This window comes from Cohnella faecalis (assembly GCF_003570905.1).
GTDB lineage: Bacteria > Bacillota > Bacilli > Paenibacillales > Paenibacillaceae > Cohnella > Cohnella faecalis.
In genome coordinates this window covers 288,624-312,537 of the sequence record NZ_QXJM01000039.1, presented here as the reverse complement: position 1 = coordinate 312,537, position 23,914 = coordinate 288,624, and the positions used below count along the sequence as shown (strand labels likewise).

Genomic DNA, 23,914 nt, shown 5'->3' with positions numbered 1-23,914 from the left:
GATTTTCTTCTTTCATCGAAGCTCGACGTAAACCGCAGCGACGTTGTCGGTCATGATTCGCGTAGCTGATCGAATGCAAGAACGACCTCTAATGCCGGCGACACGGAATGACGAATGTGCTCCCCTTGAATGCCGGCTTTTCCTTCGTCTATATCGATCCGCAACTGATCGGCGAATGTTCATGCTAAATGCCTTTTGAATACCGGAAAAAACACGAAGAATGACGAATCGGAAGGAAAAAACGAATACAATCACATTGACTGAACTTGGTAACATAGAAATGAGCGTAATGGTAAGCGTAGTCAGCAGCGATCGTGTTGATCGCGAGCTTGACGGGCCCAGCCTGCCGCTTCACCTTCAACCCAACGAATCATCATGCCCGAGCTGAGAGAGGTTTTGTGGAACGGGATGAAAACCCTACCGCGTAGAGCGGAATAGAATTTCCGTTGTCCCGTGAAACAAAATGATGACAGCGCAGACAATACGCCAGCATAATATGCCGTTCGAAAAGCCGAGCGGTCTCCCCGCACCTTGAACATATGCGGCAATGACTTATCTTTGGCCAGCATGAACGCCAGCAGCGGAAAGGCCGAGTAGGCGTGTTCGCGCTCAAGAACAAGAATCGAGCGCCGTCACGGCCTGAATCGCGTAATAGATACGCCGCGCCGAACGTCGCGTTCCGCGATTTGGGAAACGACGGTTTCCTTTCGTTCGGGCAATGCCGAAGCCGTAAGCAGCAAGCTGATGCCGAGGAACATGACGCCTAGTATGATTTCCCATCATGACCAAGTCAATTCCGCCGCGTTTTTTTTCCGCCGGCTTCTTGGAAGTTCGGGATTGCGTTGGACACGGCCTCGACTCCGGTAAGCGCCGAGCAGCCCGAGCTGAACGCCTTGAAGCATAATAAAACAAGCTAATGTTTTTGACGCGCTTCCCCATTCCGGGGATGCTGGCATGGACTCCTTCGACATCCAATTTGACGCCCCGGCGACGAATCAAAAGAAGACGGCGCGACGAAACAAATAGACGGGATACGCAAGGACGGACGCGGACTGTTGTCCCCGCAAATTCCAAAAACTCGTAAGCAGCGCATGACAATCAGAGCAAGCAATGGGGCACCCGATAAATCGTGGCAGGGAAGGAAATGCAGAGGTAATCCGCATCCGTCCCGCGAGGAGCTTTACCGCAACCGGGGGTAGAATGTAGTTCGACAGGAGGGAGCCCGCCGCGCCACAAGCCCCGATGCGGTGCCCAGATTGTCCTTGGCCACAATATATGCCCGCCCGCCGGAAGGTACGAAAAATCGTTTGCCGGTAGGAGAGAATGAGGATTAGCAGTAGTCCGAGCACCGCGATGGAGATCGGATGGAAAACAAATAATGGCTTAGCGAAGCCTAGCGTAATGAGCACGAGCAAAATTTGTTCCGTCCCGTATCGACACGAAAGCGATCGGACGAGAGGACGGCAACGCCTTAAGCTGGAGAGCTTCTCGTCTTCGAGGTGGGGTCGATTCATCGGCTTTGCCGATCAGAAACGTTTGAGCCTGCTGACCATGTCGTTGTTTCTCTCCCCGTTTTTGCGGATTGTCTGAGTAGTATTTCTTAACGTCAGACAAAAATCCGCAGAAACAGGATCCCTGCAGGTCACACACCAAAGATATCCAACTGTCAAATCCTCTTCTACGCTTACGCACGGTTAGCTTGAACGGATTCGGACGGCAGAAGGCTCGCCCTACCTCCAAGACAAACGTCTCGGAAAGATTCACACCCACTGCGAAGGCTGCTGACAACCGTATCAGCCTGCCGCGCTCGGTTCCCCCGTTTTCCCAAGTTCGGAAATTTCAAGCGATACGACCGTATAATCAAGTAAAACAGCGCGAATACGAATCTGAATCATATCTCCTTCAAAATTCCGCGTAAAACCGAAATCGGCGAAATAACGATGATTCCACCTTGCAGCTCAATGGAAAGCGATTACTTGACCATCGATCTTCCGTTATCCTCAGCATTGCCGCCATCAAACGATTCATGATTTTTACAGTACTTTTTTTTCAATCTATCCTGCGATTTATAGACGAAGCGGAAGCCATATGCTACGATAATGCAATTAGCGGAAAGCACCGGTCAATCTATTTTTTGACTGGGCCGGAGGAGGCCGCAAAGTGGATGAAAAATTAGATCTTATCCTCGACATTGTCATCGGGGCTTCGGTCCGATGTCGAGCAACGCTGAAAGCCGACATGGTTTTGAAGTGAAGGGCGTATCGCGGAATTGAAGCCGATGTTGCGGAGCTAAAGCGGATTCGCGGATTAAAAACGGCCGTCGCCAACGCTTAAAAGGCCGACATGGCCAAGTGCAAGCCGATGTCGCAGAGCTAAAAGCCGATGTTCGCGAATTGAAAGCCGATGTTGAAGGAGCTAAAAGCCGATGTCGCGGACTCTGAGCAACGATGTTGCGGAGCTAAAAGTCGAAATGTGCGGAATTGGAAAGCCGATGTTGCCGGCGGGAATTACAAACGACCGTCGCCCACGTTAAAGGCTCGACATGGTCGGAGTAAAAGCGAATCTCTCCGCCTTGAATGCCGACGTCTTCTGTATTAAAAACGACGAAATGGGCCGGGGTCAAATTGCGAAATTTCCGGAATCAAGGGTCGAAATTTCCGGATCAAATCGAAATGGAATGATATGAACGACGAATTGCTCGACTCGAATGTCGCATCGGAAAGAATGTCCTAACGCTGGAAAAGACTTTTTCGAGATCAGCGGACAATCGAGGAGAGCATCACTTTTTGCACGAACGGACATGGACGACACGGAGCTCTGCTCGACGGATTGCCAAAGCCTGTTGGAGCAAAGCGCCAGACACCGACTTGCGCATCCGTTTCTAACAGATTCCCGTTCAAACGCAAACACGCCTCATACGGCCGATAAGGGCTCGCATGAAGCGTGGTTTTTTGTATTAAAGCGAATCTTAAGTGGCTTCGTCGATTCTGGATTTCAAAGCTTCCCTTTTGATTGCAGACGCGACCAATTTGTCGAACGCGGCTGACCGTCTTTGAAGAGGATCAGCGTCGAATGCTCATTAACGCCGAATTGGCCTGGCGATTTCAGGCTCTTCCGTCGAGCGTTGATTTTGCGATGGTCTTGGCCCTTTCAACTCACTCTGGAAAGCTCTTCGGAATCGGAAAGCTGCATTGTTGCAAGGTCCGCAACCACGAGCCCAAAAATCCAAGAGGGATACGCCTTGAGCGACGCGTTTCATTGAACGCTTGTCTTTCGTTACGGCGACTGCATGTTACATCTCTCGCTATTCTCATTATGATCGATGTAAGTTCCCTATGATATGATCGGTTTATCTCTAATCTACCGCTCCCCCCAGAATCAACTTGTGCTTTCGCCCTTACCCGCGACAGCATCTGCCCAATGTGGAATTCCGTCGAAGTACAGTTCAAGCTTGACCGCCCCCGCAAAAGACGGAATCCATCACCTCTCCCATTGTTGGAAGCTGGACCACGCAATCCCCCTCGGGATTGCCGCTGCACCAGCTCGGGGCAAGAGAGCCAGCCGCCAATGCGCGATAGACATCGGCGAGCGTCAGCCGTTCCGGCGGCTTGCACAGCTTGTAGCCTCCGCCCGAGCCCTCGCGCGTATCGACGATGCCGTTCTTGCGAAGACAGCTCATCACCTTGCGCACTCGCGCCGGATTCGTACAGACATTCGCCGCGATTTCTTCGCTGGAAGCCATTCCTTCAGGGTGGTGGCCAGAAGCACAAGGCTGTGGACCGCTATAACGAATTCACTGTTCATGTGCGGCGCCTCCCGGTGATTACTGTAATACTATCAGTTACAGTTAAAAATGTCAAGGGTGTGCCCACCGTATTATTTCGCTTACGGCAGCGGTTTATCCGGCAATGCCGTTAGAAATCGACGCGATCCGGATCCGCCCCGAACCTTCGATCTTCATTAAGGCCATCGATCCGAACGATATCCTCGGGAGCGAGCTCGAAATCGTACAAATCGGCATTTTCCTCAATACGTTCCTTGCGAACCGACTTCGGAATCGTTACGACCCCCTGCTGCAAATGCCACCTCAGCACGATTTGAGCCGGCGTTTTGCCGTATTTGGACGCAAGCTCGCGAATGAGAGGGATATCCAGCCTTCCTTGCATGAGAGGCCGCCAGGACTCAAGCTGTATGCCTTCCTTTCGGCAAAACATAAGCAGCTTCTTCGAGGTCAGCAGAGGATGAAACTCCACCTGATTAACCATCGGCTTGATCCGGCAGGAGCCCATCAAATCCTCCAGATGATGAATCAGAAAGTTGCTGACGCCGATAGCTCGAACTTTGCCTTGCTCGTACAAATGCTCGATCGCTTTATAAGTTTCCAAATACTTGCCCGCAACCGGCCAATGAACCAAGTACAAGTCGACATAATCCATTTGCAGCCGTTCAAGGCTGTTTCGAAAAGCATTCAAAGTATTATCGTAGCCTTGTTCGTTGTTCCACACCTTGGTCGTGACGAAAATTTCCTCTCGCGCAATACCCGACTCTCTTATCGCACGCCCGACTCCGCCCTCGTTCTCGTACAGCGAAGCCGTGTCGATACTCCGATAGCCTGCATTCAGCGCGGCCGTTACCGCTTCCTCGGTTTGCTCGCCTTCCGGAGTGCGCCATACCCCGAGCCCCAATCGGGGCATCAGAACTCCATTCAGCAATTCTACCGTCGATCCGATCGATAATGCCATGTTCGCTCAGCCTCCTTTGCCAGCTTTCGTCCCGTTCGTTATTGCATCATTTTACCACTGCCGTTCCGATCGCGCACATTGTACGACGGCCGCTTGTCTGCCATACTGTGAAGGATGAGTGCTACCGACAATAGAGAGGTGAAGCGGATGAAAATCGATCTGTATTCCGACATGGTTTGTCCATGGTGCCGGATCGGCAAAAGCAATTTGTACGACGCGTTAGCGCAGTGGGAAGCGGCAACCGGAGAGACGATCCCCGTTACGTATCACGCTTATCAGCTCGACCCAAGCTTACCTCCTGAGGGCAAGCCGTTCAAGAGCCACATGGGACAAAAATTCGGCGGCGAAGACAAGATCGCTCCCATGCTTGCCCGAGTAACGGAGGCAGGTGCGGCGGTCGGCGTTACTTTCCGGTTCGACAACGTAACTCGCATGCCGAATACCGTGCTCGCCCACCGACTGACGGTCATCGTGCCGGAAGACCTCCGGGCCGAATGGGTAGAAGCGGTCATGAAAGCTTATTTCGAGGATGGACTCGATATCGCTTCGTTGGACGTGCTTCTAGCTATCGGCAATGAAATCGACGGAGCGGACACGACCGACTGGGTTCGGCGCTTGGAATCCGGAGAAGGCAATGAAGAAATAAACCGCGATTTCGAGATGGCGCGCGGCATGGGCATTACCGGAGTTCCCTTCTTTGTCGTCAACGGAAAGTTCGCCTTGTCCGGAGCTTATCCGGCTTCCCAGTTTCTGGCCGCTTTCCGAAAAATCGCTCAGGAAACGGGAGCCTGAATCCCGGCTTAAATCTCATTCATTTCCGCCGTTACGAGGCGAAGCGCCTCCAAGAAGACATCTAACGTGCGAGTGCGCAGATCGCCTACCCGGATGAGAATGTGGAAGTTGCGCCGAACAGGCAACCCCGCGACATCCAGCAGCTTAAGCGTTCCCAATCCAAGCTCCTTGCGCAAGCATAGATTGGACTGGAGCGTGAGCCCCAAGCCCGCTTCAACCGTTTCCTTGATCGACTGGGTGCTGCCCATCTCCATTAACCGCTTGGGATGAATGCCGAATTCGGCGAACATCCCCTCGGTTGCCGCACGCGTGCCGGAGCCGATTTCCCTCACGAGCCACGTCTGCTCGGACAGCCGTTCCGGCGCGACGCTCGCGGTATTCGCCAGCGGATGACCGGCTCCGACCGCGATGTACATGGCATCCTCCGATAACCGTTCGACCTCCAAGCCGCTGCCGATTTCCTCCCCTTCCACGATGCCGACGTCCAGCTCTCGGTTTCTTACTTTTTGCGCGATATCCGATGTATTGCCGATCGTTATTGCCGGCTGGATATCGGGGTAATCGACGCTGAGGCGAGCGAGCGCTTTCGGCAACACATACTCTCCGAACGTATAGCTGGCCCCGATGCTAAGAGGCCCTCCCGTGTAATGCACGAGCTCGTCGACCATTTCCTCCATCCGGCGGTATAGACCGGCTATTTCCCGCGCATGGTGAAGGACGATTTCCCCTGCCTTGGTCAACGAAACGGATTTGTTGTTCCGTTCAAGAAGACGAACGTTGAACCGCTGTTCCAACGTTCGGATTTGCTGGCTGACGGCCGGCTGCGTCATATGCAGCTTTTCCGCCGCATGGGAGAAGTGGCGCGTATCCGCCACCATAACAAACACCTTTAAAGCCTGATCCATCGGGTCAGAGTCCTTCCCATTTATAATCAAATAGTTATTTTGTCGATTATTATAATTAATTTTTCTTATTATACCATGCCATGTATGCTGAAGATACGTTCATCAGCATCGGAGGTCGACCCGCATGATAGCCAAGCCGCAAACGCCTATTACCGCCAACCCCTTTTCAGCTTTCCCGGTCCCGCCTCTTGCAGGGGGCATATTGCTTACTTTCCTCCTCGCCTTGCTTGGATGGACCTTATCCCTTCTGCCGGGATTGGATCGATTGGGCGCTCTAGCATGCACGCTGTTCTTGGCTACCCTGTACCGCCACTTGTTTCATTATCCCGAGGCGCTTCGTCCGGGAATCCGATTATCGTCGGGAACGCTGCTTCGCGCAGCTATCGTCTTGTTCGGCCTTAAGCTGAACGTTAGCGAGTTGCTCGGACTCGGCCTTCCTCTGCTTGCCCGCAGCGCCGGCACAATCGCGTTCGCGCTGGCCGCCGTACTGCTGCTCGGCCGGCTGTTCAAAGCCGATCGCGCTTTGACGCTGCTTCTAGCGATAGGCACCGGCATATGCGGAGCAGCGGCTATCGCCGCGGTGTCGCCGATTATCCGCTCGAAGGACGAAGACACCGCCATCGGCGCTGGACTGATTGCCTTGCTTGGCACGGCGTTTGCCGCGTTGTATACGTTGCTGCAGCCTTGGCTCCCTATGGATCCCTCCGTCTACGGAATCTGGTCCGGACTCACGCTGCATGAAGTCGCCCACGTCGCCATGGCCGCCTCTGCCGGAGGGCCGGACGCCCTGGCAGAAGGTCTTCTCGCCAAGCTCTGCCGCGTATTTCTGCTCCTTCCCGTGTGCTTGATGCTGGCCGCCTGGATGAAGCGCAAGCATAAGGACAAGACGGGCGAAGAAGCGGGCACGATTCAACGCTTCCCTTTTCCATGGTTTTTGCTCGGTTTCGTCGCCATGAGCCTGGTTGGCAGCTACTTGCTTCCGAACGTCCTCGACAATCCCGCTCCGACGCTCCACGGAGTCTCGTTGCTTACGACTCTCTTGCTTGCCATGGCTATGGCCGGCCTCGGCCTGAACGTCAGCTTGCGCGATCTTCGCAGCCGGGCGCTTCGTCCGCTTGCCGCCATGGCGGTCGCATCGGCCGCATTGTCGACGATTGTATGGTTTACTCTCTAACACTCGTCAATCCGCAATAAAACCCCCGGGAATCGCGTCTTACCGCGCCTCACGGGGGTTGCTTTCTTCATCGCTGCTTCTAATAGCTTTCGTCCGAGCGGAGCAGAATACAACATCGCCTCCACGCAATTCCCTATCCCGTCTCCGCCAGCTGCACATCCACCGTCACGTGGAGCTTCTGCTCCGCCGTGCCCCGATAAATGCCCTTGACCGGAACGATGTCCATATAGTCTCGTCCGTGCCCGAGCTTTACATACCGCCAATCAATCAAATTGTTGTTGGTAGGGTCGATTCCTTGCCAGCCGACTCCCGGCACGTACGCTTCCACCCAGGCATGGGAGGCTTGCTCGAAATCGGCGTCCCTCCCTTGCAAATCGCCGACGAAGTGGTATCCGCTCACATAGCGGGCCGGAACGCCCCGAAGGCGGCAAATAGCGAGCAAGAGATGGGCGAAGTCCTGACAGACTCCCGAACCGATCCCGACGAGCTCCTCCGCCGTCGTATGAACTCCCGTCGACAAAGGCCGATACTCGAAATCGCCGAACACCCTCGCTGCCGCATGCCGGATAAAACCGAACACGCCCTCGTCCGCCCCTCCGATGCCCGCGGCATACTCCTTCACCTTCTGTTGGAGCGTTACATAGTGGGTCGGCAACAGATACTCCGCATTGGCATCGATAAAATCCGGGGTGCGAAGCCTCCCCCACGATTCCTCGGCTCCCCATTCCGCAGCTCGCGTCACATCGCGATCGCGCGTAACGACGGTGGAGTGCGAGGTAATCACAAGCTCCTTGTGCGGATCGTTCGCCGTGAACGAATGAACCCGATTGCCGAAAAAATCCTCATAGGATACGAGAGGCACGTTCGGCTCGATCGTCAAGCGATGATGATAACAAGCCTGCCGCTCATCCGTACGGGGCGTCAGCCGGATTTCATTGACACTGTCCGTAACCGAAGAGCCGTACTTGTAGCGGGTCGTATGACGAATTTCGAGCTTCATGCGGTGACCTCCCGTCCCGGGGAAAAAAAGTATTTGTCCATCGCATCCCCGAGCTGCCGATTGCTCGACAGCAGCTGCTGCAGGACGGAATCCAAATTGTCGAGCGTAAGATCGTGCCGTTCGAGCCAGCCAAGCTCCGATCGGGTTTTGCCTGCAAGACGGATAACGCGCTCCAGCTCGCTGCCGGATTTATCCGCCTGACCGCGCAGCGACTTCAGCCGGTTTTCGAAGGAAGCGATCGCGAATTGAACGGAACGAGGGAACGTCTCCTGAAGAACAAGAAAGCGGCATACTTCCTCAAGCGACATTTCCACAAGCCCCAGCCGCCGGAAAGCTTCCGCGCCGCCGACCGATTTGAGCAGCGCCATCGTGTAGCCGTAAGACGACTCCTTGGAATCCGGCAGCGTTCGGCGAACCGATTGCAGCAGACGAACGATGTTCTCCGAACGTTCCAGGTAGCGTCCGATTTCCATCAAGTGCCACGACTCGTCGCGAACGACGATCGATACTGCGGTTCCTTGGAATGCCGCCAGCCCTTCCTTGACCTTCTGGAAAAAGCCGTGGGGAGAATCCTGCAGCACCTCGTCGAGCTTAACCGATTTGAGCCATAAGTAGAAGCCGTTCATCAGGTTCCACAGCTCGGCGGGCAGCTGCTCGCGAATTTTCTTCAAATTGTCCCGCGCATGGCTGACGCAGCAGAGAAGCGAATTGCCTTGAGCCGTATCCAGCGTCAAAAAGTGGATAACGTCGCGTTCGCGATAAGCCTCATGGCGCTCCTCGTATAGAGCGGTGTCGCCGATTGCCTCGGCTATCCGCTTCCACACCGTATCTCCGGAAGCATCGGATTCCTCTCTCAGATGATAATAGACGTCTAGCAGACGCGCGTGATTTTCCGCCCGTTCGGTGTAACGGCCTATCCAAAACAACGATTCCGCAATGCGTTCCAGCATGGACATCCCTCCTCAGCTTACGCTCCGTTAGACCGACAGCACCCAAGTATCTTTACAGCCGCCACCCTGCGAGGAGTTGACGACCAACGATCCCTCTTTCATCGCCACCCTGGTTAGTCCTCCGGGAAGCACATGCACGTTGCGTCCGTCCATGAGGGCGAACACCCTCAGGTCGATATGCCGGGACACGAGATGGCCATCGACGCTGACAGGCGAAGTCGACAGCTTTACGGTAGGCTGGGCAATATAGTTGTCGGGGTTTTCGAGGATTTTCGCCGCGAACAGCTCCCGTTCCCATTCCGTGGACGAAGGTCCGATCAGCATCCCGTACCCGCCGGATAGCGACGTTTCCTTGACGACCATCTCTTCCAGACGCTCCAGAACGAACTCCCGCTCCTCGGGACGGCTCATTAAATAGGTCGGCACATTGTTCAAGATAGGCCGTTCGTTCAAGTAGTACCGAATCATCTCCGGCACGAACGTGTAGATAGCCTTATCGTCGGCCACTCCCGTTCCGGGCGCATTCGCAATCGTAATGTTGCCGAATCGGTAAGCGTTCATCAGTCCGGGAACCCCAAGCATCGAATCCGGCCGGAAGGACAGCGGATCGAGAAAATCGTCGTCTATGCGCCGGTACAGCACGTCAACCTTGCGTAAACCGTCAATTCCTCGGATATATATTTTATTGTCCCGGCACACCAGGTCACGCCCTTCGACGAGAGTAAGGCCGAGCTGCTGCGCGAGGAAGGTATGCTCGAAGTAAGCGGAATTGAAGCTGCCGGGCGTGAGCAGCGCCATGACCGGCTCGCCCTTGTCGTTCGGAGCCAGATTGCGGAGAGCGGACCGGAAATCCTGCAGTGTGCGATCGATTCCCCGAACGGAGTAATTGAAGTACATTTCGGGAAAGTCATGCGTCATAATGGAACGGCTCTTGAACACGTAGGAGAAACCGGAAGGCGAACGGAGATTGTCTTCGAGGACGAAATATTGCCCTTTGTCGTCGCGGACCAAATCGATGCCCGAGGTCGTAATGTACGTGCCGCCCGGCACGGGAAGCCGCATCATCTCCGTCCGGAAGTACCGGTTGCCCATAACCATCCGGCGCGGCACCAGGCCATCCTTCAGAATGCATTGCTCATGATAGATGTCGGCGATAAAGGCGTTGAGAGCCCGGACCCGCTGGCGCGTCCCTTGCTCGATGATTTCCCATTCGTCTGCGGGAATGATGCGCGGCACAAGATCGAACGGGATCGTTCGTTCGAGAGCTTCCGCCTGATCCGGCTGCGCGAGAGTGAACGTAATGCCCTCCTCCAGAAGTCTGCTGTTCAAGCGGTTCTGCCTGTTCGCCCGCTCCTCGATCGTCATTCTCGACAGAACGTGATCGGCTTTCGAATAATGCTTCCGGACACCCTTCTCGTCGAACATCTCATCGTAAAAAGGGGAGGTTGGCGCGCCCGCCGTTCTCTCGTTAAGCTTTTCCATGCGCATCTTCCCTCTCCGATTGGGTTTTAATGTAATCATATGCCCACAGCAAGATAATGTCAATATTCATTACATATAACCGCCAATTCACCTCGTATATTGACGTATACTTAACATACGATGTCGCTCTTTCGTCATATGTCTACAAATTTCATTGATTGGCCGAATCTCGCTGCCTGTGTTAAAATGAATAAGATGCGTTCGTAAAAGATAGCAAGAGAGCGGTGGTTGTACCCATGGTTATTATTTGCGTATTTTCAACCGATATGTCGACAAGCCTTCAACCCTAGGGTTGAAGGCTTTTTTGTTTATTTTGCGCGCGGCAAACTTTATTTGAAGGAGCAATCATTGTGGCACAAAGGCATACTTCCGCACTCGCGGCGATCTGGATCAGCTTGATCAGCAACGTTCTGTTGACGATTATAAAACTCGCGGCAGGGGTCCTTTTTGCCAGTCCCGTCCTGCTCGCAGACGGCGTCCACAACGCCGGGGATATCATCGCCACGGTCGCGGCGCTAACCTCTTCGATGGTTTCCAAGAAGCCCGCCGACGACGATCACCCTTACGGGCACGGCAAAGCCGAGGTCGTAGCCTCGGCATTCGTCTCCGTCATTCTCGTGCTTGCGGCTCTCTGGATCGGAGCGGAATCCATTCGGGCAATGAACGAGCCGGCAGGGCAAGAGAGCTGGTATCCTCTCATTGCGGCACTTGTCTCGCTCCTTTGGAAACAAGCGTTGTACGTCTATACGATTCGAATCGGAAGAGCAACCAACAGCAAAAGCGTTCTCGCCACAGCCTACGATCATCTGGCCGACGTGTACGCTTCCGCCGCCGCCGTGCTCGGCATCGGCCTCGGCCTCGCAGGAGAGCATTACGGCTGGGCATGGGCAACTTATGGCGACCCGATCGCAGGCATCATCGTGTCGCTTCTCGTCCTCAAGCTGGCGTACGAGATCGGACGCGATTCGGTCGACATCCTGATGGAACGCAACGTCCCCGCCGAGAAGCTTGAGCATTACGAGCAGCTCATCAGAAATATCGACGACATCAAACGGATCGATCGGATTAGAGCGAGAGAGCACGGCCACTACATCATGGTCGATCTCCGAGTCGGCGTTCCGGGCGAGTATTCTATTCAGCAGGGCCATGACATTAGCCGCGAAATCAAACAACACATCATGAATGCCGATTCCGACGTCGTCGAAGTCATGATTCACTTGAATCCTTGGTACGAGGGAGAAGATTAAGCCGATACCTGCGACGCCAACCAAGCTAGCGCACCCACTCCTGCCGCCCTGGCACATCATACCTTACAGGGATGACTCCAAGAGGGGAAAGGCGGCTCAACCGATGCGCGTCTCTAGAAAACAAACGGTTTTCACCGGTGTGCACGACATTTTCATCAGTAGGCCCATTAACGGAGCAAATTCGATCGTCATTACGACGGATTGCGGAGGAGCGGCGGAAGACGGCTTGCCCGAAAAAGCCATTCCGGACGGAACCGTCGTTAAGCTCCGCCGCAAAGCTGTCAGCCAATTCGTTAGCGCGTTCACCGATAGCGGAGGCGAATGCACCCAGAATACGTTCGACATCAGTCCGGCTCTGGCCAGGAAGTTCGGTATCGTCAACAATACGCGTTATACCGTAACCACAACAGCCGTGCACGGACGTGGACGCTGTGCCGAAAACCGATAACCACATTAAACATCACCCCTGGAACCTCCACGAACAGGCGAATCGGAACGATCGGCATCGGCGACGGCTTGGCGGCACAATTCGGCATAAACCTTAGATCCGGAGCGTTTATCACCGTTGTGCATGGCCCGGTTCGCTTGAAGCTTCGTTACGTCGATTTACGCGATCCCGATTTTTTCAGCTACGCATTCAACCTAAACCCGGCGACGAGCCGGAGGCTCGGACTGAACGGAACGGAAACGAAATCGGCCTACAACCAAGTATCGCGAACGCTCGTCATCGTATGAAACCCAACGCAATATCATTCTTCCCAAGCAACACTTGCTGAACGTAATAAAAGGCCGTCCTCCAAAAGAGAACGACCTTTTTCTACGTTTATGTTCGTTAACCAACCTTATTATAAGTCATAATCCACATCGAACCGCCGACGATCGTGACGAGAATGACGAGGCCGAAGATGAGCACCATCAAGTTGTAGCGCGGCTTCTTCTCTTCCTTCAGATGCATGAAGAAGAAGAGCTGCACGACGAACTGGAGTACGGCAGAGCCGATCAGCACGACATAGGCTGCGGTTCCCTCCACCCAATCGTTCAACACGAGCACGAGCGGGATTATCGTCAAAATGAGCGAGAACAAAAAGCCGATGACGTAAGACTTGAGCGAGCCGTGCGCTTCATGCTCGTCTTCGTGGCCGTGCGTATGCTCCGAATGCTGCGCCATCTTACATCACCCCCATCATATAGACGATCGTAAAGACGAAAATCCAGACGACGTCGAGAAAATGCCAGTACAAGCTTACGATGTTCACCTTACGGCGCGTAACCGAATTGATGCCATGGCGGCTTAGCTGGAACATAATCGCGATCATCCAGACGAGACCGATCGACACGTGAAGGCCATGAGTTCCGACGAGAGTGTAGAACGCCGACAGGAACGCGCTCGTCGAGATCGTCGCGCCTTCGTGCACCATTTTTACGAACTCCGATACCTCAAGCCCTATGAACGTCGCGCCAAGAATCGCCGTTACCGCAAGCCAACCGATAAGCCCTTTCTTATAGCCGCGATTCATGCACAGCACGGCAAGACCGCTAGTAAAGCTGCTCGTCAGCAGGATGAACGTCTCGGCGATAACTCCGGGCATTTCGAACAGATCCGCGCCGCTCGGGCCGCCTGCCGTGTTTTGATACAATACGATATACGTAGCGAACAGCGTACCGAAAATGATAACGTCCGTAATCAGGAAAATCCAAAAGCCCATCATCCGAAGCGCTTCCTGGTCGTGATGCCCCTCATCGTGGCCGTGATGCCCGGCGGCCGCAGCCGCGGGCGAATGCTTGTGCGCCGCCATCAGACAACCCTCCCTGCCGCCGCTTCCGTGCGTTTGATTTCATCGACCGGAATGTAATAGTCGGTTTTGTAATTGAACGAGTGGGCGAGCATGCATGCCGCCACTCCGACGAGACCCGGAATCGCAATCCACATCCAATCGAAGACGAAGCCAAAGCCCGCCACGAACCAGAAAGCCGACATGACGAACGGAATACCCGAGTTTTTCGGCATATGAATCGGCTCGAGAGGCGCTTTGGGCGCAGGAGCATGCCCTTCGGCAATCCGCTGCTTCTCGACCCACAGAGGGTCCGCCTCATCGACGCGAGGAGTCGTCGCGAAGTTGTAGAGCGGCGCAGGCGATTGAATCGACCATTCCAGCGTGCGGCCGTTCCACGGATCTCCCGTCGTGTCTTTCTCCATGAACTTAATGCTGTGAAGGATTTGCCATACTTGGAACAAGAAGCCGATCCCCATCAGGAAGCCCCCGATGGTCGATACAAGGTTAAGCCCGAACCAGCCGGTGTCCCAGCTGTACGTATTCATCCGACGGGTCATCCCCATGAGCCCGACGAGATACTGAGGCATGAAGCAGACGTAGAAGCCGATATTCCAAGTCCAGAAAGCCCATTTGCCGAGCCTTGCGTTGAGCTTGAACCCGAACATTTTAGGCCACCAGTAGTACAGCCCGCGAAATATCCGAAAGCGACGCCGCCGATCAACACTTGGTGGAAGTGAGCGATCAGGAAGTAGCTGTTGTGGAACTGGAAGTCGGCAGGCGCCACGGACAGCAGCACCCCGGTCATCCCCCCGACGACGAAGCACGGGATGAACGCAACCGTCCACATCATCGGCTGCTCGAACGAAATCCGTCCGCGATACATCGTGAACAGCCAGTTGAACACCTTAACCCCGGTCGGGATAGCGATAATCATCGTCGTGATAGCGAAGAACGCATTGACGTTAGCGCCGGAGCCCATCGTGAAGAAGTGATGAGCCCATGTGAAGAACGATGCGATGCTGATGCTCATTAGAGCGAATACCATCGACTTGTAGCCGAACAGCTTTTTGCGGGCGAAGGTCGCTACGACCTCCGAGAAAATACCGAACGCCGGCAAGACGACGATATAGACCTCGGGATGTCCCCACATCCAAATCAAGTTAATGTACATCATCGGATTGCCGCCGCCGTCGAGGGTGAAGAAGTGAGCCCCAAGGAAGCGATCGATGAACAGCAGCGCCAGCGTGACGGTCAAAATCGGGAACGCCATAATGATCGTCAAGCAGCTGGCGAGAGTCGACCACGTGAACATTGGCATTTTCATTAGCTTCATGCCCGGAGCGCGCATTTTAAGAATGGTGACAATGAAGTTGATACCGGTCATGAGACTTCCGATCCCGGAAATCTGAATGCCCCAAATGTAGAAATCCTGTCCGACGCCGCCGCTGAACATTTTCTCCGACAGAGGCGGATACGACAGCCAGCCGGCATCCGGCGAGCCGCCGATGACGAACGACATATTGAACATCATCGCCCGAAGAAGAACAGCCAGAAGCTGAGCGAGTTCAGGAACGGATACGCGACGTCGCGCGCTCCGATCTGAAGCGGAACGGCGATGTTGAACAAGCCGAACATAAGCGGCATCGCCATGAACAGGATCATGATGACCCCGTGCGTCGTGAAAATGGCGTTGTAATGCTCCGGCGACAGGAAGTCGAGCTCCGGAACCGCGAGCTGCGTCCGCATGAGCAAGGCGTCGACGCCTCCGCGGAACAGCATGAGCAGCGACGCGATAATGTACATGATGCCCACTTTTTTATGATCGACGGTCGTCAGCCATTCGGTCCACAGCCACTTCCACTTCTTGAAGTAAGTGAGCGCGAAGACGATCGAGATCATCGTCAGGACAATCGCCACATCCGCCCCGTAGATAAGCGGGTCTCCCGTGACGAAAAAATCCGACGCAAAATCCTTTATGTTTTGCAACATGTGTCAGCCCTCCTTTTTCTTTATTCGTGATGTTCGTGATGATTCGTTTGGCTTTCGGCAGCTTGGCTGTCCGCGCTGTTCTCGGCAGTTGCCGCCGGTTGCGCTTCGTGGCCCTCGTGGCCTTCGGCTTTATTTTCGGCAGAGCCTCCGTGCTCATGGCCCTCGCCGTACTTATTGACGATTTGGTCGAACAGCCCTTGCGGGAACGCGGAGTACGAGACGCCCTCCTCTGTTACGCCCGGCTTGGCGAGCTCATCGTAACCAACCTTCGTCATCTCGGACGAGGACGACTTGATGCCCTTCACCCAGTCGTCGAACTCCTGCTGCGACGATGCTTTGGCCGTGAACTGCATCTTGGCGAAGTCCTTGCCGCTGAAGTTGGCGCCGGAGCCCATATATTCTCCCGGCTCATCGGCAATCAGATTAAGCGACATCGCCATACCCGACATCGTATAGATTTGACCGCCGAGCCGCGGAATCCAGAAAGAGTTCATCGGAGCGTCCGAAGTGAGCTGGAAGTGAACCGGCACATCCTCCGGAAATTGCACATAGCCGACCGTCGCAATCCCCTGCTCCGGGTAGAGGAACAGCCATTTCCAATCCAGCGAAACGACCTGTATGGTAATAGGCTTAGCTTCGTGCTCAAGAGGCTTGGATGGCTCCAGCTTATACGTGTATATCGCGGTTACGATCGCAAGCGCCAAAATAATAACGATCGGAACCCCCCACCATATCGCCTCAAGCTTAGTGCTATGAGACCAGTTCGGATCGTATTTGGCTTTGCTGTCCGCCCTCATTCGATAACGCCATACGATAACCGCCGTGAGCACCAATACCGGCACGACGACAACCAGGCATAGAAGCGTTGAAATAATGATTAGATCCAATTGTTGTTTGCCGACTTGGCCCTTCGGGTCGAGAACGCCCCAATCGGCGCCGCAGCCGGTCATCACGACCGTCATGACGGCGAGCGCCGCGAAGGCCGCCGTACGTTTGATCCATCCGGTTGTCTTCATCCCATTCATCTCCTTGCTTCGATCCTGACACGTTATGATTCCAACTTAACAGAAACAATTGATCGCGTGTGAGGTGTTAACAAAGGCGTCAACGTTCCGTCGCAAATCCGCAATAATTTAGTCACCGTTTCGACGTTTGTTGAACCAGAGGGAAATAATGCCCCACAATTTTGTCACTTTTGAGCGACAGGCGGCAAAGCAAGCACAAAGAACCCGTTGCGCCGTTCCAAATCACCAACGGACTGCAATGGCATCAGGAAAACAATCGCAGAGCGTATCAGACAGCTTCTGAAGGAGGGTCACATCCTCTCATCGAATCTCGGCAAAACTCCGATTCGGCGGGCGGGCGGATATGCGAGGAAATAAGACACCTATAGTTACTATTTTCGGCGGTCGGGTGGGTATGCGGGGAAATAAGGCACCCTCAGTTACTATTTCCGGCGGTCGGGTGGGTATGCGGGGAAATAAGGCACCTACAGTTACTATTTTCGGCGGTCGGGCAGATATGCGAGGAAATAAGGCACCTACAGTTACTATTTTCGGCGGTCGGGCAGATATGCGAGGAAATAAGGCACCTACAGTTACTATTTTCGACGGTCGGGCGGGTATGCGGGGAAATAAATAAGGCACCTACAGTTACTATTTTCGGCAGTCGGGCAGATATGCGAGGAAATAAGGCACCTACAGTTACTATTTTCGGCGGTCGGGCGGGCATGCGGGGAAATAAGGCACCTACAGTTACTATTTTCGACGGTCGGGCGGGCATGCGGGGAAATAAGGCACCCTCAGTTACTATTTCCGGCGGTCGGGTGGGCATGCGGGGAAATAAGACACCTACAGTTACTATTTTCGGCAGTCGGGCAGATATGCGAGGAAATAAGGCACCTACAGTTACTATTTTCGGCGGTCGGGTGGATATGCGAGGAAATAAGGCACCTACAGTTACTATTTTTGGCGGTCGGGCGGGTATGCGGGGAAATAAGGCACCTACAGTTACTATTTTCGGCGATCGGGCGGGCATGCGGGGAAATAAGGTACCTACAGTTACTATTTTCGACGGTCAGGCGGTCGGGCGCTTGTCCCCAACATGAAAACAGGCCGCCCTTCGGGCGGCCCGTAACGGAAAGCTTCCTAAAATCGATATTCGTTAGACCGGATCTTTCGCCAGCGACTCCGGCAACCGCTCTTCGTCCTGCCGTTTCTGCATAAGAGGAGCAATCGTTCCGAAAATCAGAATCTGAGCTCCGCCGACCAGGAAGCCGATTCCTACCATCAGCCCGAGATTCCGGTCGTTGAATTGCGAAATATTCCATATGCAGCAAAGGATGCCCAGGGCGATAATGACTACCGAGATCCATTTCAATGTACGCGACATGTTTTTCATTTGCATATCGGTCAACCCCTTTTTCATGAAAGCGCTATTTGTGAACATTTTATCACAAAAATGTGGCGACTTAAAGACATATTTGCCTTTTTTATTCCTCGTGCTTTCGTTAATTCGGACGCGGACGCGGCAATCTGCGAAGGAGCTTACCTTCCCATTAGCTTAACCTCCTTTTCACTTTCCTAAAATGCCTCTCGTCGAGCCTCGATTAATTTAATTCCATAGTGTTCCTGTTCAGTACCTTGCATTATTCACTACAGCATGATACATTATAGCCATTCACTACCTTGCACTATTCACTACTGAGCATTGAATGATTATGAGCGCTCAGTCAGCTCGGCCTTGAACGAAGAACCCCGCCTCAAGTCTGGCCCGAATTCGAACCTGCGGCGGTGTACGGGAATGGAAAGGTTAGGATAGCATGGAATTAACACGGAACGGAGGTGCATCCGTTGGATATCAACACCCAATTCAAAAAAGGAGCGTTGGAGCTCTGCGTCCTCGCCCTCATCCATAAGCAGGACCGATACGGCTACGAGCTCGCCGAAGCGATTTCCGAGCATGTGGAAGTGGCGGACGGCGCGTTGTACCCGCTGCTGAGACGGTTGGTCAACGAAGGATATTGCACGACTTACTTGCAGGAGTCGACCGAAGGCCCTCCTCGCAAGTATTACAGGCTGACGGATACTGGCGCGAGCTACACGAAGGAATTGATTACGGCTTGGAATTCGTTCGTCCGAGGCGTGTACAATCTGATCGAAAAGGGAGATTTTCATGAATAGACAGGAGTACATGGAACTATTGGCTTATTATTTGTCTTCGCTTCCCGATGAGGAACGCGAGGAACTGCTGCGGGATTACGACGCCCACTTCGCCTTCGGCTTGCAGAATGGCAAGAAGGAGTCGGATATCGCACAGGAGCTTGGAAATCCGGCGGAAATCGCCAGCGAGATTGTCGGTCCGGGCTTCTCGGCTCCAGTCCGGCGTCCCGGGCCCGATGCGGCTCGAATGACCGGCGTATCGATCATGCTCTTCTTCGTTCACTTGGTCATGCTTCCCCTAGCGGTCGCATTCTGGTCGTTATTCGTCGCCTATTGCGCCGTTACGCTGGCTTTTATCCTATCTCCGGTCGCCTTCCTGCTGGATCTGCTTCTATACGGCGATTACTATCAGACGAAGCTGTTCGTCAGCATCGGGGTGATGGGCGTCGGCATGCTGCTGGCGACGTTCCTGCCTGCGGCGTTCAGAAAGTGGTCCAAAGTATCGATCGGCTACGGAAAATGGGTTGCGAGAACATGGAGAGGGCGGGCTTGAGATGAAAAAATGGTGGATTATAGGGGGATTGCTGCTTATCGCTATCGGCATTGCCGGAATCGCTACCGGTGGATGGAAAACGAACGAGAAGCTGCCCGAATTCGAGAAAAGCTGGCGTTTTCAAGCAAGCGAGCTGAAAAATCTAGAAATTAAAAGCGACTATAAGGTCAATCTGAAATTCGTAAAAAGCACGGACGGCACCAATTCGGTAAGCGTCAAAGGTCAGGCGCCCGAAAAAACGATTCAAACCGTGCAAGACGCGGTCATCGATAACAAATCCTTGCTCGTCGACCTCAGGCAGAAGCCAGTCAAATACTTCAACTTCCTGGATTTCAGCTTTGTCGGAGTAAAAGAGGAAATAACCGTCTCTTTGACCGACGATGCCGCTCTGGACGCGCTTAAAGTCAATGTCGATTCAGGCTCCATCGCCCTGACGGACGTGTCAGCCAAGACGGTTGATTTGTCCGCCGACTCGGGCAACTTGACGCTGAACAACCTGACGGCGGACAGCTTGAGCATCGATGTCGATTCAGGCAAAATTACCGGCGACGGCGTCCGGACGAAGACGCTGACGCTCTCCGCCGACTCCGGGTTGGTCAACCTCAAGCGAGTAACGGGGAAAGTTGACATGATTATCGATTCAGGCAGCGTCAAGCTCTATAAGGAAGATACGTCCGATACGGTAATCAAAGCGGACTCGGGCAGCGTCTATGTGCAAGTCCCTGCGTCGTTCGCCGGTTATTACGACCTCAAGGCAGACTCGGGATCCGTTCACGCGCCGGAATCCAAACGAGAGACGAAGGATATCGTTAAAGTACGTGCGGACAGCGGATTAATCCGGGTGGAGCAGGCCGGACAGTAATATATATATAGTAGTAACGCATTTAGAGCGCGATTGCCGGGTCACCCGAGGAATCGTGCTCTTTTGGGCCCCATTTCTTTAAGAAGGACATCCAACCCGGGCTTAAGTCGGGGATAAAACGGAACCAACGGCGGTTATGCGAGAGGGGGTCTCCGAGTTACGATAAGCGCATAAGGTTTCTTATTCGGCGTTCCGGAGGAGGATTTCAGCTTGTCTAACCTATGGATCGGCCTGGAGCTTGCCGGCTCTTTGCTGGGATCAATAATTGCATGGATCTCGGGTGCCAAAGCGTCCCGTTTGCTATACAGCGGATCGGCCGAAAGGCTTCATCGCAAATCGAGGAAGCTGCTCGTATGGACCGTCTTGTGCACCCTGCCCTCACTCGTCTCCCTATTCGCCATACTGATGTCGTCGGTAAAGAGTGACACGTTGTTTGGGGCGGATCGCATTCTGCTGCATCTGCCGTTAATCGGCGTTCCCCTTCTGGCTCTCTGGCTCGTTACGGCGCCTGGAGCTTGGCGGCTATGGAAACAAACAAAGAAGCTTTCCGGTTGTCCGCTCCCCTTGGAAGTTCGCCGCCATTCGGCCGCGCCCGGCCTTATCGTTCCCTTTCAGGCGCTAGCTCTGAACGGCGTCGCCGTATGTTACTTCTCAATCGTGCCTCCGGTTCCTTGGAGCTTTACTCGGGCAACCGTGTCTCTATTGATATTCGGACTCACGGCTCTGGCGCTATGGAAGCTGCACGACAAGAGGCTGGAACGCGTCATCCGTTCGAATGCCGCCCTCGCCTCAGCGTCCGGTCATACGGATTTCGCTCCAGCTTTACGGGAATATCGCCCTCGCTTCAACGGCGCGTTCGCCCCCTATTCAGCTAGCGACACCAACATCAGAGGGCATCATCCCAAATAAACCTTCACGCAAAAAAACCGAAGGAAGCGAGCGGCCTTGACCGCGCTTCCTTCGGTTTTTCTTTTGCCTCTCGCCGTTTATCGGCCGTTGAAATCGGGTATAGCCGCGAAGAAGACGCGATTATACAGCTCGGTCTCATCCGTAGAGGCATCCAATATCCCCAGTTCCTTCTGATATTTAATGAAGAATTTGGCGCTTTCTTGAGCGCTCTTCACGCCCGGCTTCCAATGGTAGCCGGCCAAGAGCTTCTCGTTAGTCGCCGCGTCGGCGGAGACGTATTTCTTGTTCGTCTCGATTTCCGCCGTCTCATGCGCGTTAGTGCCGACCCACTCGGCAGCCTTGAGAAGCGCGCGGGTAATCGAAGCGGCCTTCTCCGGATCTTCCTCCGCCACTTTGCCGCTGATGACGGAGTAGCAGCAATAGCCGGATTTGAACGGCTCATCGTGGCCGTTGCTTAGCAGGCGCACATACTTCTTATCGTCGATAGCTTGCTGAGCGGCAGGATCCCAAACGATGAACGCGGCGATCTCGCCTTTCTCCGCGGCGGTCGCAAGCTGCTGCGAAGGGTAAGCTCTCCATTCCACGTCTTTCTGCGGATCCAGCCCTTGCTGCTTCAAAGCGATCGACAGCGTAATTTGCGGACCTCCGCCGATGACGTCCACTCCAATGATTTTGCCTTTGAGATCCGCCACGGATTTGATACCGGAATCGCCCGGAGCGACAAGCTGAATGCATCCGGCATGCAGCCCTCCCGTCAGCTTTACGTCGAGCCCTTGCTCGATCGGCTTGAACCAAGCGAAATTGCCGACCGTGCCGTCGACTTTGCCCGAGGCAATGCCCGATTTCAACGTTTCGAAATCTTGCTGAACCAGCGTAACGTCCAGGCCTTCTTCTTTAAAGAACCCTTTCTCGATCGCCGCATAGATAGGCGCTTCGCAAGTTCCTCCCGCGTAAGCGAACGTCACTTTCTTGAGCGCTTTGGCTCCTCCTGCCGCCTGCGCAGCAGCGGCAGACGACGAACCGGAAGCCGGAGCGCTCGGGCTGGCCGAAGCGTTATCTTTGTTATTTGAGTCTCCACAGCCGGACAATACACCCGCCGCTACTAACACGGCGGCTGACGATACCCATAATCTTTTGTGCGACAATACGTTCTTCATCTGTTTAGGTTTCCCTCCTGTTAGGAATAACTGTAATGAGACCTTCTATGGATTCAGCCACGCATACCGGCTGCGCCCTCTTTCCCGGAATTCTGACGCGAACGAAAAAGAGAGACCGCGCGCCTTCCCGTTCAAGGATGGCTTACCGTCTCCAGCTGTCTGGTCAACCCTTATTAAATTCTTATTAATTCTATCGGATTATAGTGTTATAATAATGACAATTAACATTAATGTCAATAACTAGTTCGACATGGAGGTTTCTTATGAAAAGATTACGTCATTGGTCCGTGCTCGTGTTAGCCGCCGGATTGATCTTCCTCGTCTTGTTCCAATCTCTGTCCGACAATCGAACGAAAGCGTCCCGCGCCCAATCGGCCCCCGCCCGCGAGGCGGAAGAAGCTCCCGAAATCGGTTATCTCGCTCCATCCTTCTCCCTCGCCGGGATCGATGGCAGCCTTTATAAGTGGCGGCAATTCCGCGGCAAACCGGTCGTCCTGAATTTTTGGGCGTCCTGGTGCGGTCCTTGCAAGGACGAAGCTCCGAGCTTCGTCAAGCTGCACGATACGTACAAGAAAGAACTGACCATCATAGCCATCAACCTGACGGCCGCCGACAGCGAGAAATCCGCGCGGGAATTTGCCGACGAATACGGATTCTCGTTCCCCGTTCTCTTGGACAAGGACGGTTCGGTGGCGAAGCGCTACAAGATCCGCCCGATCCCGTCCACCTTCTTCATCGACAAAGACGGCTACATCGTCGACGGAGTGCTTGGCTCGTTAGGAGCCGAAGACTTGAAAATCCGGGCGGAAAAGCTGCTCCGCCCGGATCTCTCTTAACGAAGGCCGCGGCGTCCGCGAAACCAGGCCCTTCCCGTTACTCCCACTACGATAAATAGAATTGCTCCCCATGCCCAAGCGTAGCTTTGCCAACCGTCCGTATCCAGCCCTCCACTTTTGACCGCTCCATTCTCGTAATCCGAGCTCTTGACGGCGGAGTCGGTCTGGGACAATTGAATCGTCTTCGTTTTCGTCGTTGCCACCTGGATGGGCTGCCCGTCATCCGGAGGCATGTAATGGCATGCCGGCAACGTGGCCGTCGGCTCCGGGGAAGCGGCCGATCCGCTTCCCGTTTCGGCGTTGGCCGTCACAGACAGCAGGAGAAATAGGAGCAGCGCCGAAGCTCCCGCCGTCATTCCTCTAAGCGCTTTTTTCATCTC

General features: G+C 54.2%; 22 protein-coding genes and 1 pseudogene. 10 read left to right on the top strand and 13 right to left on the bottom strand.

Annotation, left to right across the window (positions count from 1 at the left end; translation table 11 throughout):
- Positions 1 to 3,445: 3,445 nt before the first annotated feature.
- A complete protein-coding gene (locus tag D3H35_RS14355; protein WP_411675151.1) occupies positions 3,446 to 3,742 on the bottom strand; it encodes an RrF2 family transcriptional regulator in 297 nt (98 codons plus the stop codon).
- Between the two features lie 172 nt (positions 3,743 to 3,914).
- Complete coding sequence (locus tag D3H35_RS14350; protein ID WP_119149996.1) at positions 3,915 to 4,742, bottom strand: aldo/keto reductase; 828 nt, start codon at positions 4,740 to 4,742, stop codon at positions 3,915 to 3,917.
- A gap of 147 nt (positions 4,743 to 4,889) precedes the next feature.
- Here D3H35_RS14350 and D3H35_RS14345 point away from each other — a divergent pair, with 147 nt between their 5' ends.
- On the top strand, positions 4,890 to 5,534 hold the full coding sequence (locus D3H35_RS14345; protein ID WP_119149995.1) for a DsbA family oxidoreductase: 645 nt from the start codon (positions 4,890 to 4,892) through the stop codon (positions 5,532 to 5,534).
- Between the two features lie 8 nt (positions 5,535 to 5,542).
- Here the strand turns inward: D3H35_RS14345 and D3H35_RS14340 are convergent, their stop codons facing one another.
- Positions 5,543 to 6,439, bottom strand: a complete 897-nt coding sequence (locus D3H35_RS14340) for a LysR family transcriptional regulator (protein WP_119149994.1) — start codon at positions 6,437 to 6,439, stop codon at positions 5,543 to 5,545.
- 124 nt (positions 6,440 to 6,563) lie between these two features.
- Here D3H35_RS14340 and D3H35_RS14335 point away from each other — a divergent pair, with 124 nt between their 5' ends.
- Complete coding sequence (locus tag D3H35_RS14335; RefSeq protein ID WP_119149993.1) at positions 6,564 to 7,613, top strand: YeiH family protein; 1,050 nt, start codon at positions 6,564 to 6,566, stop codon at positions 7,611 to 7,613.
- Between the two features lie 133 nt (positions 7,614 to 7,746).
- Here the strand turns inward: D3H35_RS14335 and D3H35_RS14330 are convergent, their stop codons facing one another.
- Genes D3H35_RS14330 through D3H35_RS14320 form a run of 3 tightly spaced genes read right to left on the bottom strand, consistent with a single transcriptional unit; the run spans position 7,747 to position 11,045 of the window.
- Positions 7,747 to 8,613, bottom strand: coding sequence for a transglutaminase family protein (locus tag D3H35_RS14330; protein ID WP_119149992.1), 867 nt, complete (start codon positions 8,611 to 8,613; stop codon positions 7,747 to 7,749).
- The gene (locus tag D3H35_RS14325; RefSeq protein WP_158594115.1) at positions 8,610 to 9,563 is read right to left on the bottom strand and encodes an alpha-E domain-containing protein; all 954 of its coding nucleotides are present in this window, start codon (positions 9,561 to 9,563) and stop codon (positions 8,610 to 8,612) included. Before D3H35_RS14325 ends, D3H35_RS14330 begins: the two co-directional genes overlap by 4 nt.
- A gap of 27 nt (positions 9,564 to 9,590) precedes the next feature.
- Positions 9,591 to 11,045, bottom strand: coding sequence for a circularly permuted type 2 ATP-grasp protein (locus D3H35_RS14320; protein ID WP_119149990.1), 1,455 nt, complete (start codon positions 11,043 to 11,045; stop codon positions 9,591 to 9,593).
- A gap of 350 nt (positions 11,046 to 11,395) precedes the next feature.
- Here D3H35_RS14320 and D3H35_RS14315 point away from each other — a divergent pair, with 350 nt between their 5' ends.
- From D3H35_RS14315 to D3H35_RS30795, 3 genes are all read left to right on the top strand, one after another.
- A complete protein-coding gene (locus tag D3H35_RS14315; protein ID WP_325050074.1) occupies positions 11,396 to 12,292 on the top strand; it encodes a cation diffusion facilitator family transporter in 897 nt (298 codons plus the stop codon).
- 103 nt (positions 12,293 to 12,395) lie between these two features.
- Positions 12,396 to 12,740, top strand: a complete 345-nt coding sequence (locus D3H35_RS14310; protein WP_119149988.1) for a hypothetical protein — start codon at positions 12,396 to 12,398, stop codon at positions 12,738 to 12,740.
- 119 nt (positions 12,741 to 12,859) lie between these two features.
- Entirely contained in the window at positions 12,860 to 13,027 is a 168-nt protein-coding gene (locus D3H35_RS30795) for a hypothetical protein (protein WP_158594114.1), read from the top strand.
- A gap of 97 nt (positions 13,028 to 13,124) precedes the next feature.
- Here the strand turns inward: D3H35_RS30795 and cyoD are convergent, their stop codons facing one another.
- The 5 genes and pseudogenes from cyoD to D3H35_RS14280 all read right to left on the bottom strand — a co-directional run bounded on the left by cyoD (position 13,125) and on the right by D3H35_RS14280 (position 18,462).
- Entirely contained in the window at positions 13,125 to 13,460 is a 336-nt protein-coding gene (cyoD, locus tag D3H35_RS14305) for a cytochrome o ubiquinol oxidase subunit IV (protein ID WP_119149987.1), read from the bottom strand.
- 1 nt (position 13,461) lies between these two features.
- On the bottom strand, positions 13,462 to 14,088 hold the full coding sequence (gene cyoC, locus D3H35_RS14300) for a cytochrome o ubiquinol oxidase subunit III (protein ID WP_119149986.1): 627 nt from the start codon (positions 14,086 to 14,088) through the stop codon (positions 13,462 to 13,464).
- A pseudogene (locus D3H35_RS14295) lies at positions 14,088 to 16,056 on the bottom strand (cbb3-type cytochrome c oxidase subunit I). Before D3H35_RS14295 ends, cyoC begins: the two are co-directional and overlap by 1 nt.
- A 20-nt stretch (positions 16,057 to 16,076) precedes the next feature.
- Positions 16,077 to 17,072, bottom strand: a complete 996-nt coding sequence (gene cyoA, locus D3H35_RS14290; RefSeq protein WP_119149985.1) for a ubiquinol oxidase subunit II — start codon at positions 17,070 to 17,072, stop codon at positions 16,077 to 16,079.
- A 1,147-nt stretch (positions 17,073 to 18,219) separates the two neighbouring features.
- The gene (locus D3H35_RS14280) at positions 18,220 to 18,462 is read right to left on the bottom strand and encodes a hypothetical protein (protein ID WP_119149983.1); all 243 of its coding nucleotides are present in this window, start codon (positions 18,460 to 18,462) and stop codon (positions 18,220 to 18,222) included.
- A gap of 446 nt (positions 18,463 to 18,908) precedes the next feature.
- Between D3H35_RS14280 and D3H35_RS14275 the strand changes: the two genes are divergently transcribed.
- The 4 genes from D3H35_RS14275 to D3H35_RS14260 all read left to right on the top strand — a co-directional run bounded on the left by D3H35_RS14275 (position 18,909) and on the right by D3H35_RS14260 (position 21,541).
- Entirely contained in the window at positions 18,909 to 19,238 is a 330-nt protein-coding gene (locus D3H35_RS14275) for a PadR family transcriptional regulator (protein WP_119149982.1), read from the top strand.
- The gene (locus D3H35_RS14270) at positions 19,231 to 19,770 is read left to right on the top strand and encodes a DUF1700 domain-containing protein (protein ID WP_119149981.1); all 540 of its coding nucleotides are present in this window, start codon (positions 19,231 to 19,233) and stop codon (positions 19,768 to 19,770) included. The genes D3H35_RS14275 and D3H35_RS14270 overlap by 8 nt, the downstream gene beginning before the upstream one ends.
- Position 19,771: 1 nt before the next feature.
- Complete coding sequence (locus tag D3H35_RS14265; protein WP_119149980.1) at positions 19,772 to 20,632, top strand: DUF4097 family beta strand repeat-containing protein; 861 nt, start codon at positions 19,772 to 19,774, stop codon at positions 20,630 to 20,632.
- A gap of 210 nt (positions 20,633 to 20,842) precedes the next feature.
- The gene (locus D3H35_RS14260) at positions 20,843 to 21,541 is read left to right on the top strand and encodes a hypothetical protein (RefSeq protein WP_119149979.1); all 699 of its coding nucleotides are present in this window, start codon (positions 20,843 to 20,845) and stop codon (positions 21,539 to 21,541) included.
- Between the two features lie 77 nt (positions 21,542 to 21,618).
- Here D3H35_RS14260 and D3H35_RS14255 read toward each other — a convergent pair whose 3' ends face one another.
- Positions 21,619 to 22,698 (bottom strand): ABC transporter substrate-binding protein, encoded by a 1,080-nt coding sequence (locus D3H35_RS14255; RefSeq protein WP_119149978.1) that lies wholly within the window; start codon positions 22,696 to 22,698, stop codon positions 21,619 to 21,621.
- Positions 22,699 to 22,961: 263 nt separating this feature from the next.
- Here D3H35_RS14255 and D3H35_RS14250 point away from each other — a divergent pair, with 263 nt between their 5' ends.
- Positions 22,962 to 23,534 (top strand): peroxiredoxin family protein, encoded by a 573-nt coding sequence (locus tag D3H35_RS14250; protein ID WP_158594113.1) that lies wholly within the window; start codon positions 22,962 to 22,964, stop codon positions 23,532 to 23,534.
- On the opposite strand, the gene D3H35_RS14245 is transcribed toward D3H35_RS14250, so the two are convergent.
- Positions 23,531 to 23,911 (bottom strand): hypothetical protein, encoded by a 381-nt coding sequence (locus D3H35_RS14245; protein WP_119149976.1) that lies wholly within the window; start codon positions 23,909 to 23,911, stop codon positions 23,531 to 23,533. The genes D3H35_RS14250 and D3H35_RS14245 overlap by 4 nt on opposite strands.
- Positions 23,912 to 23,914: the final 3 nt, after the last annotated feature.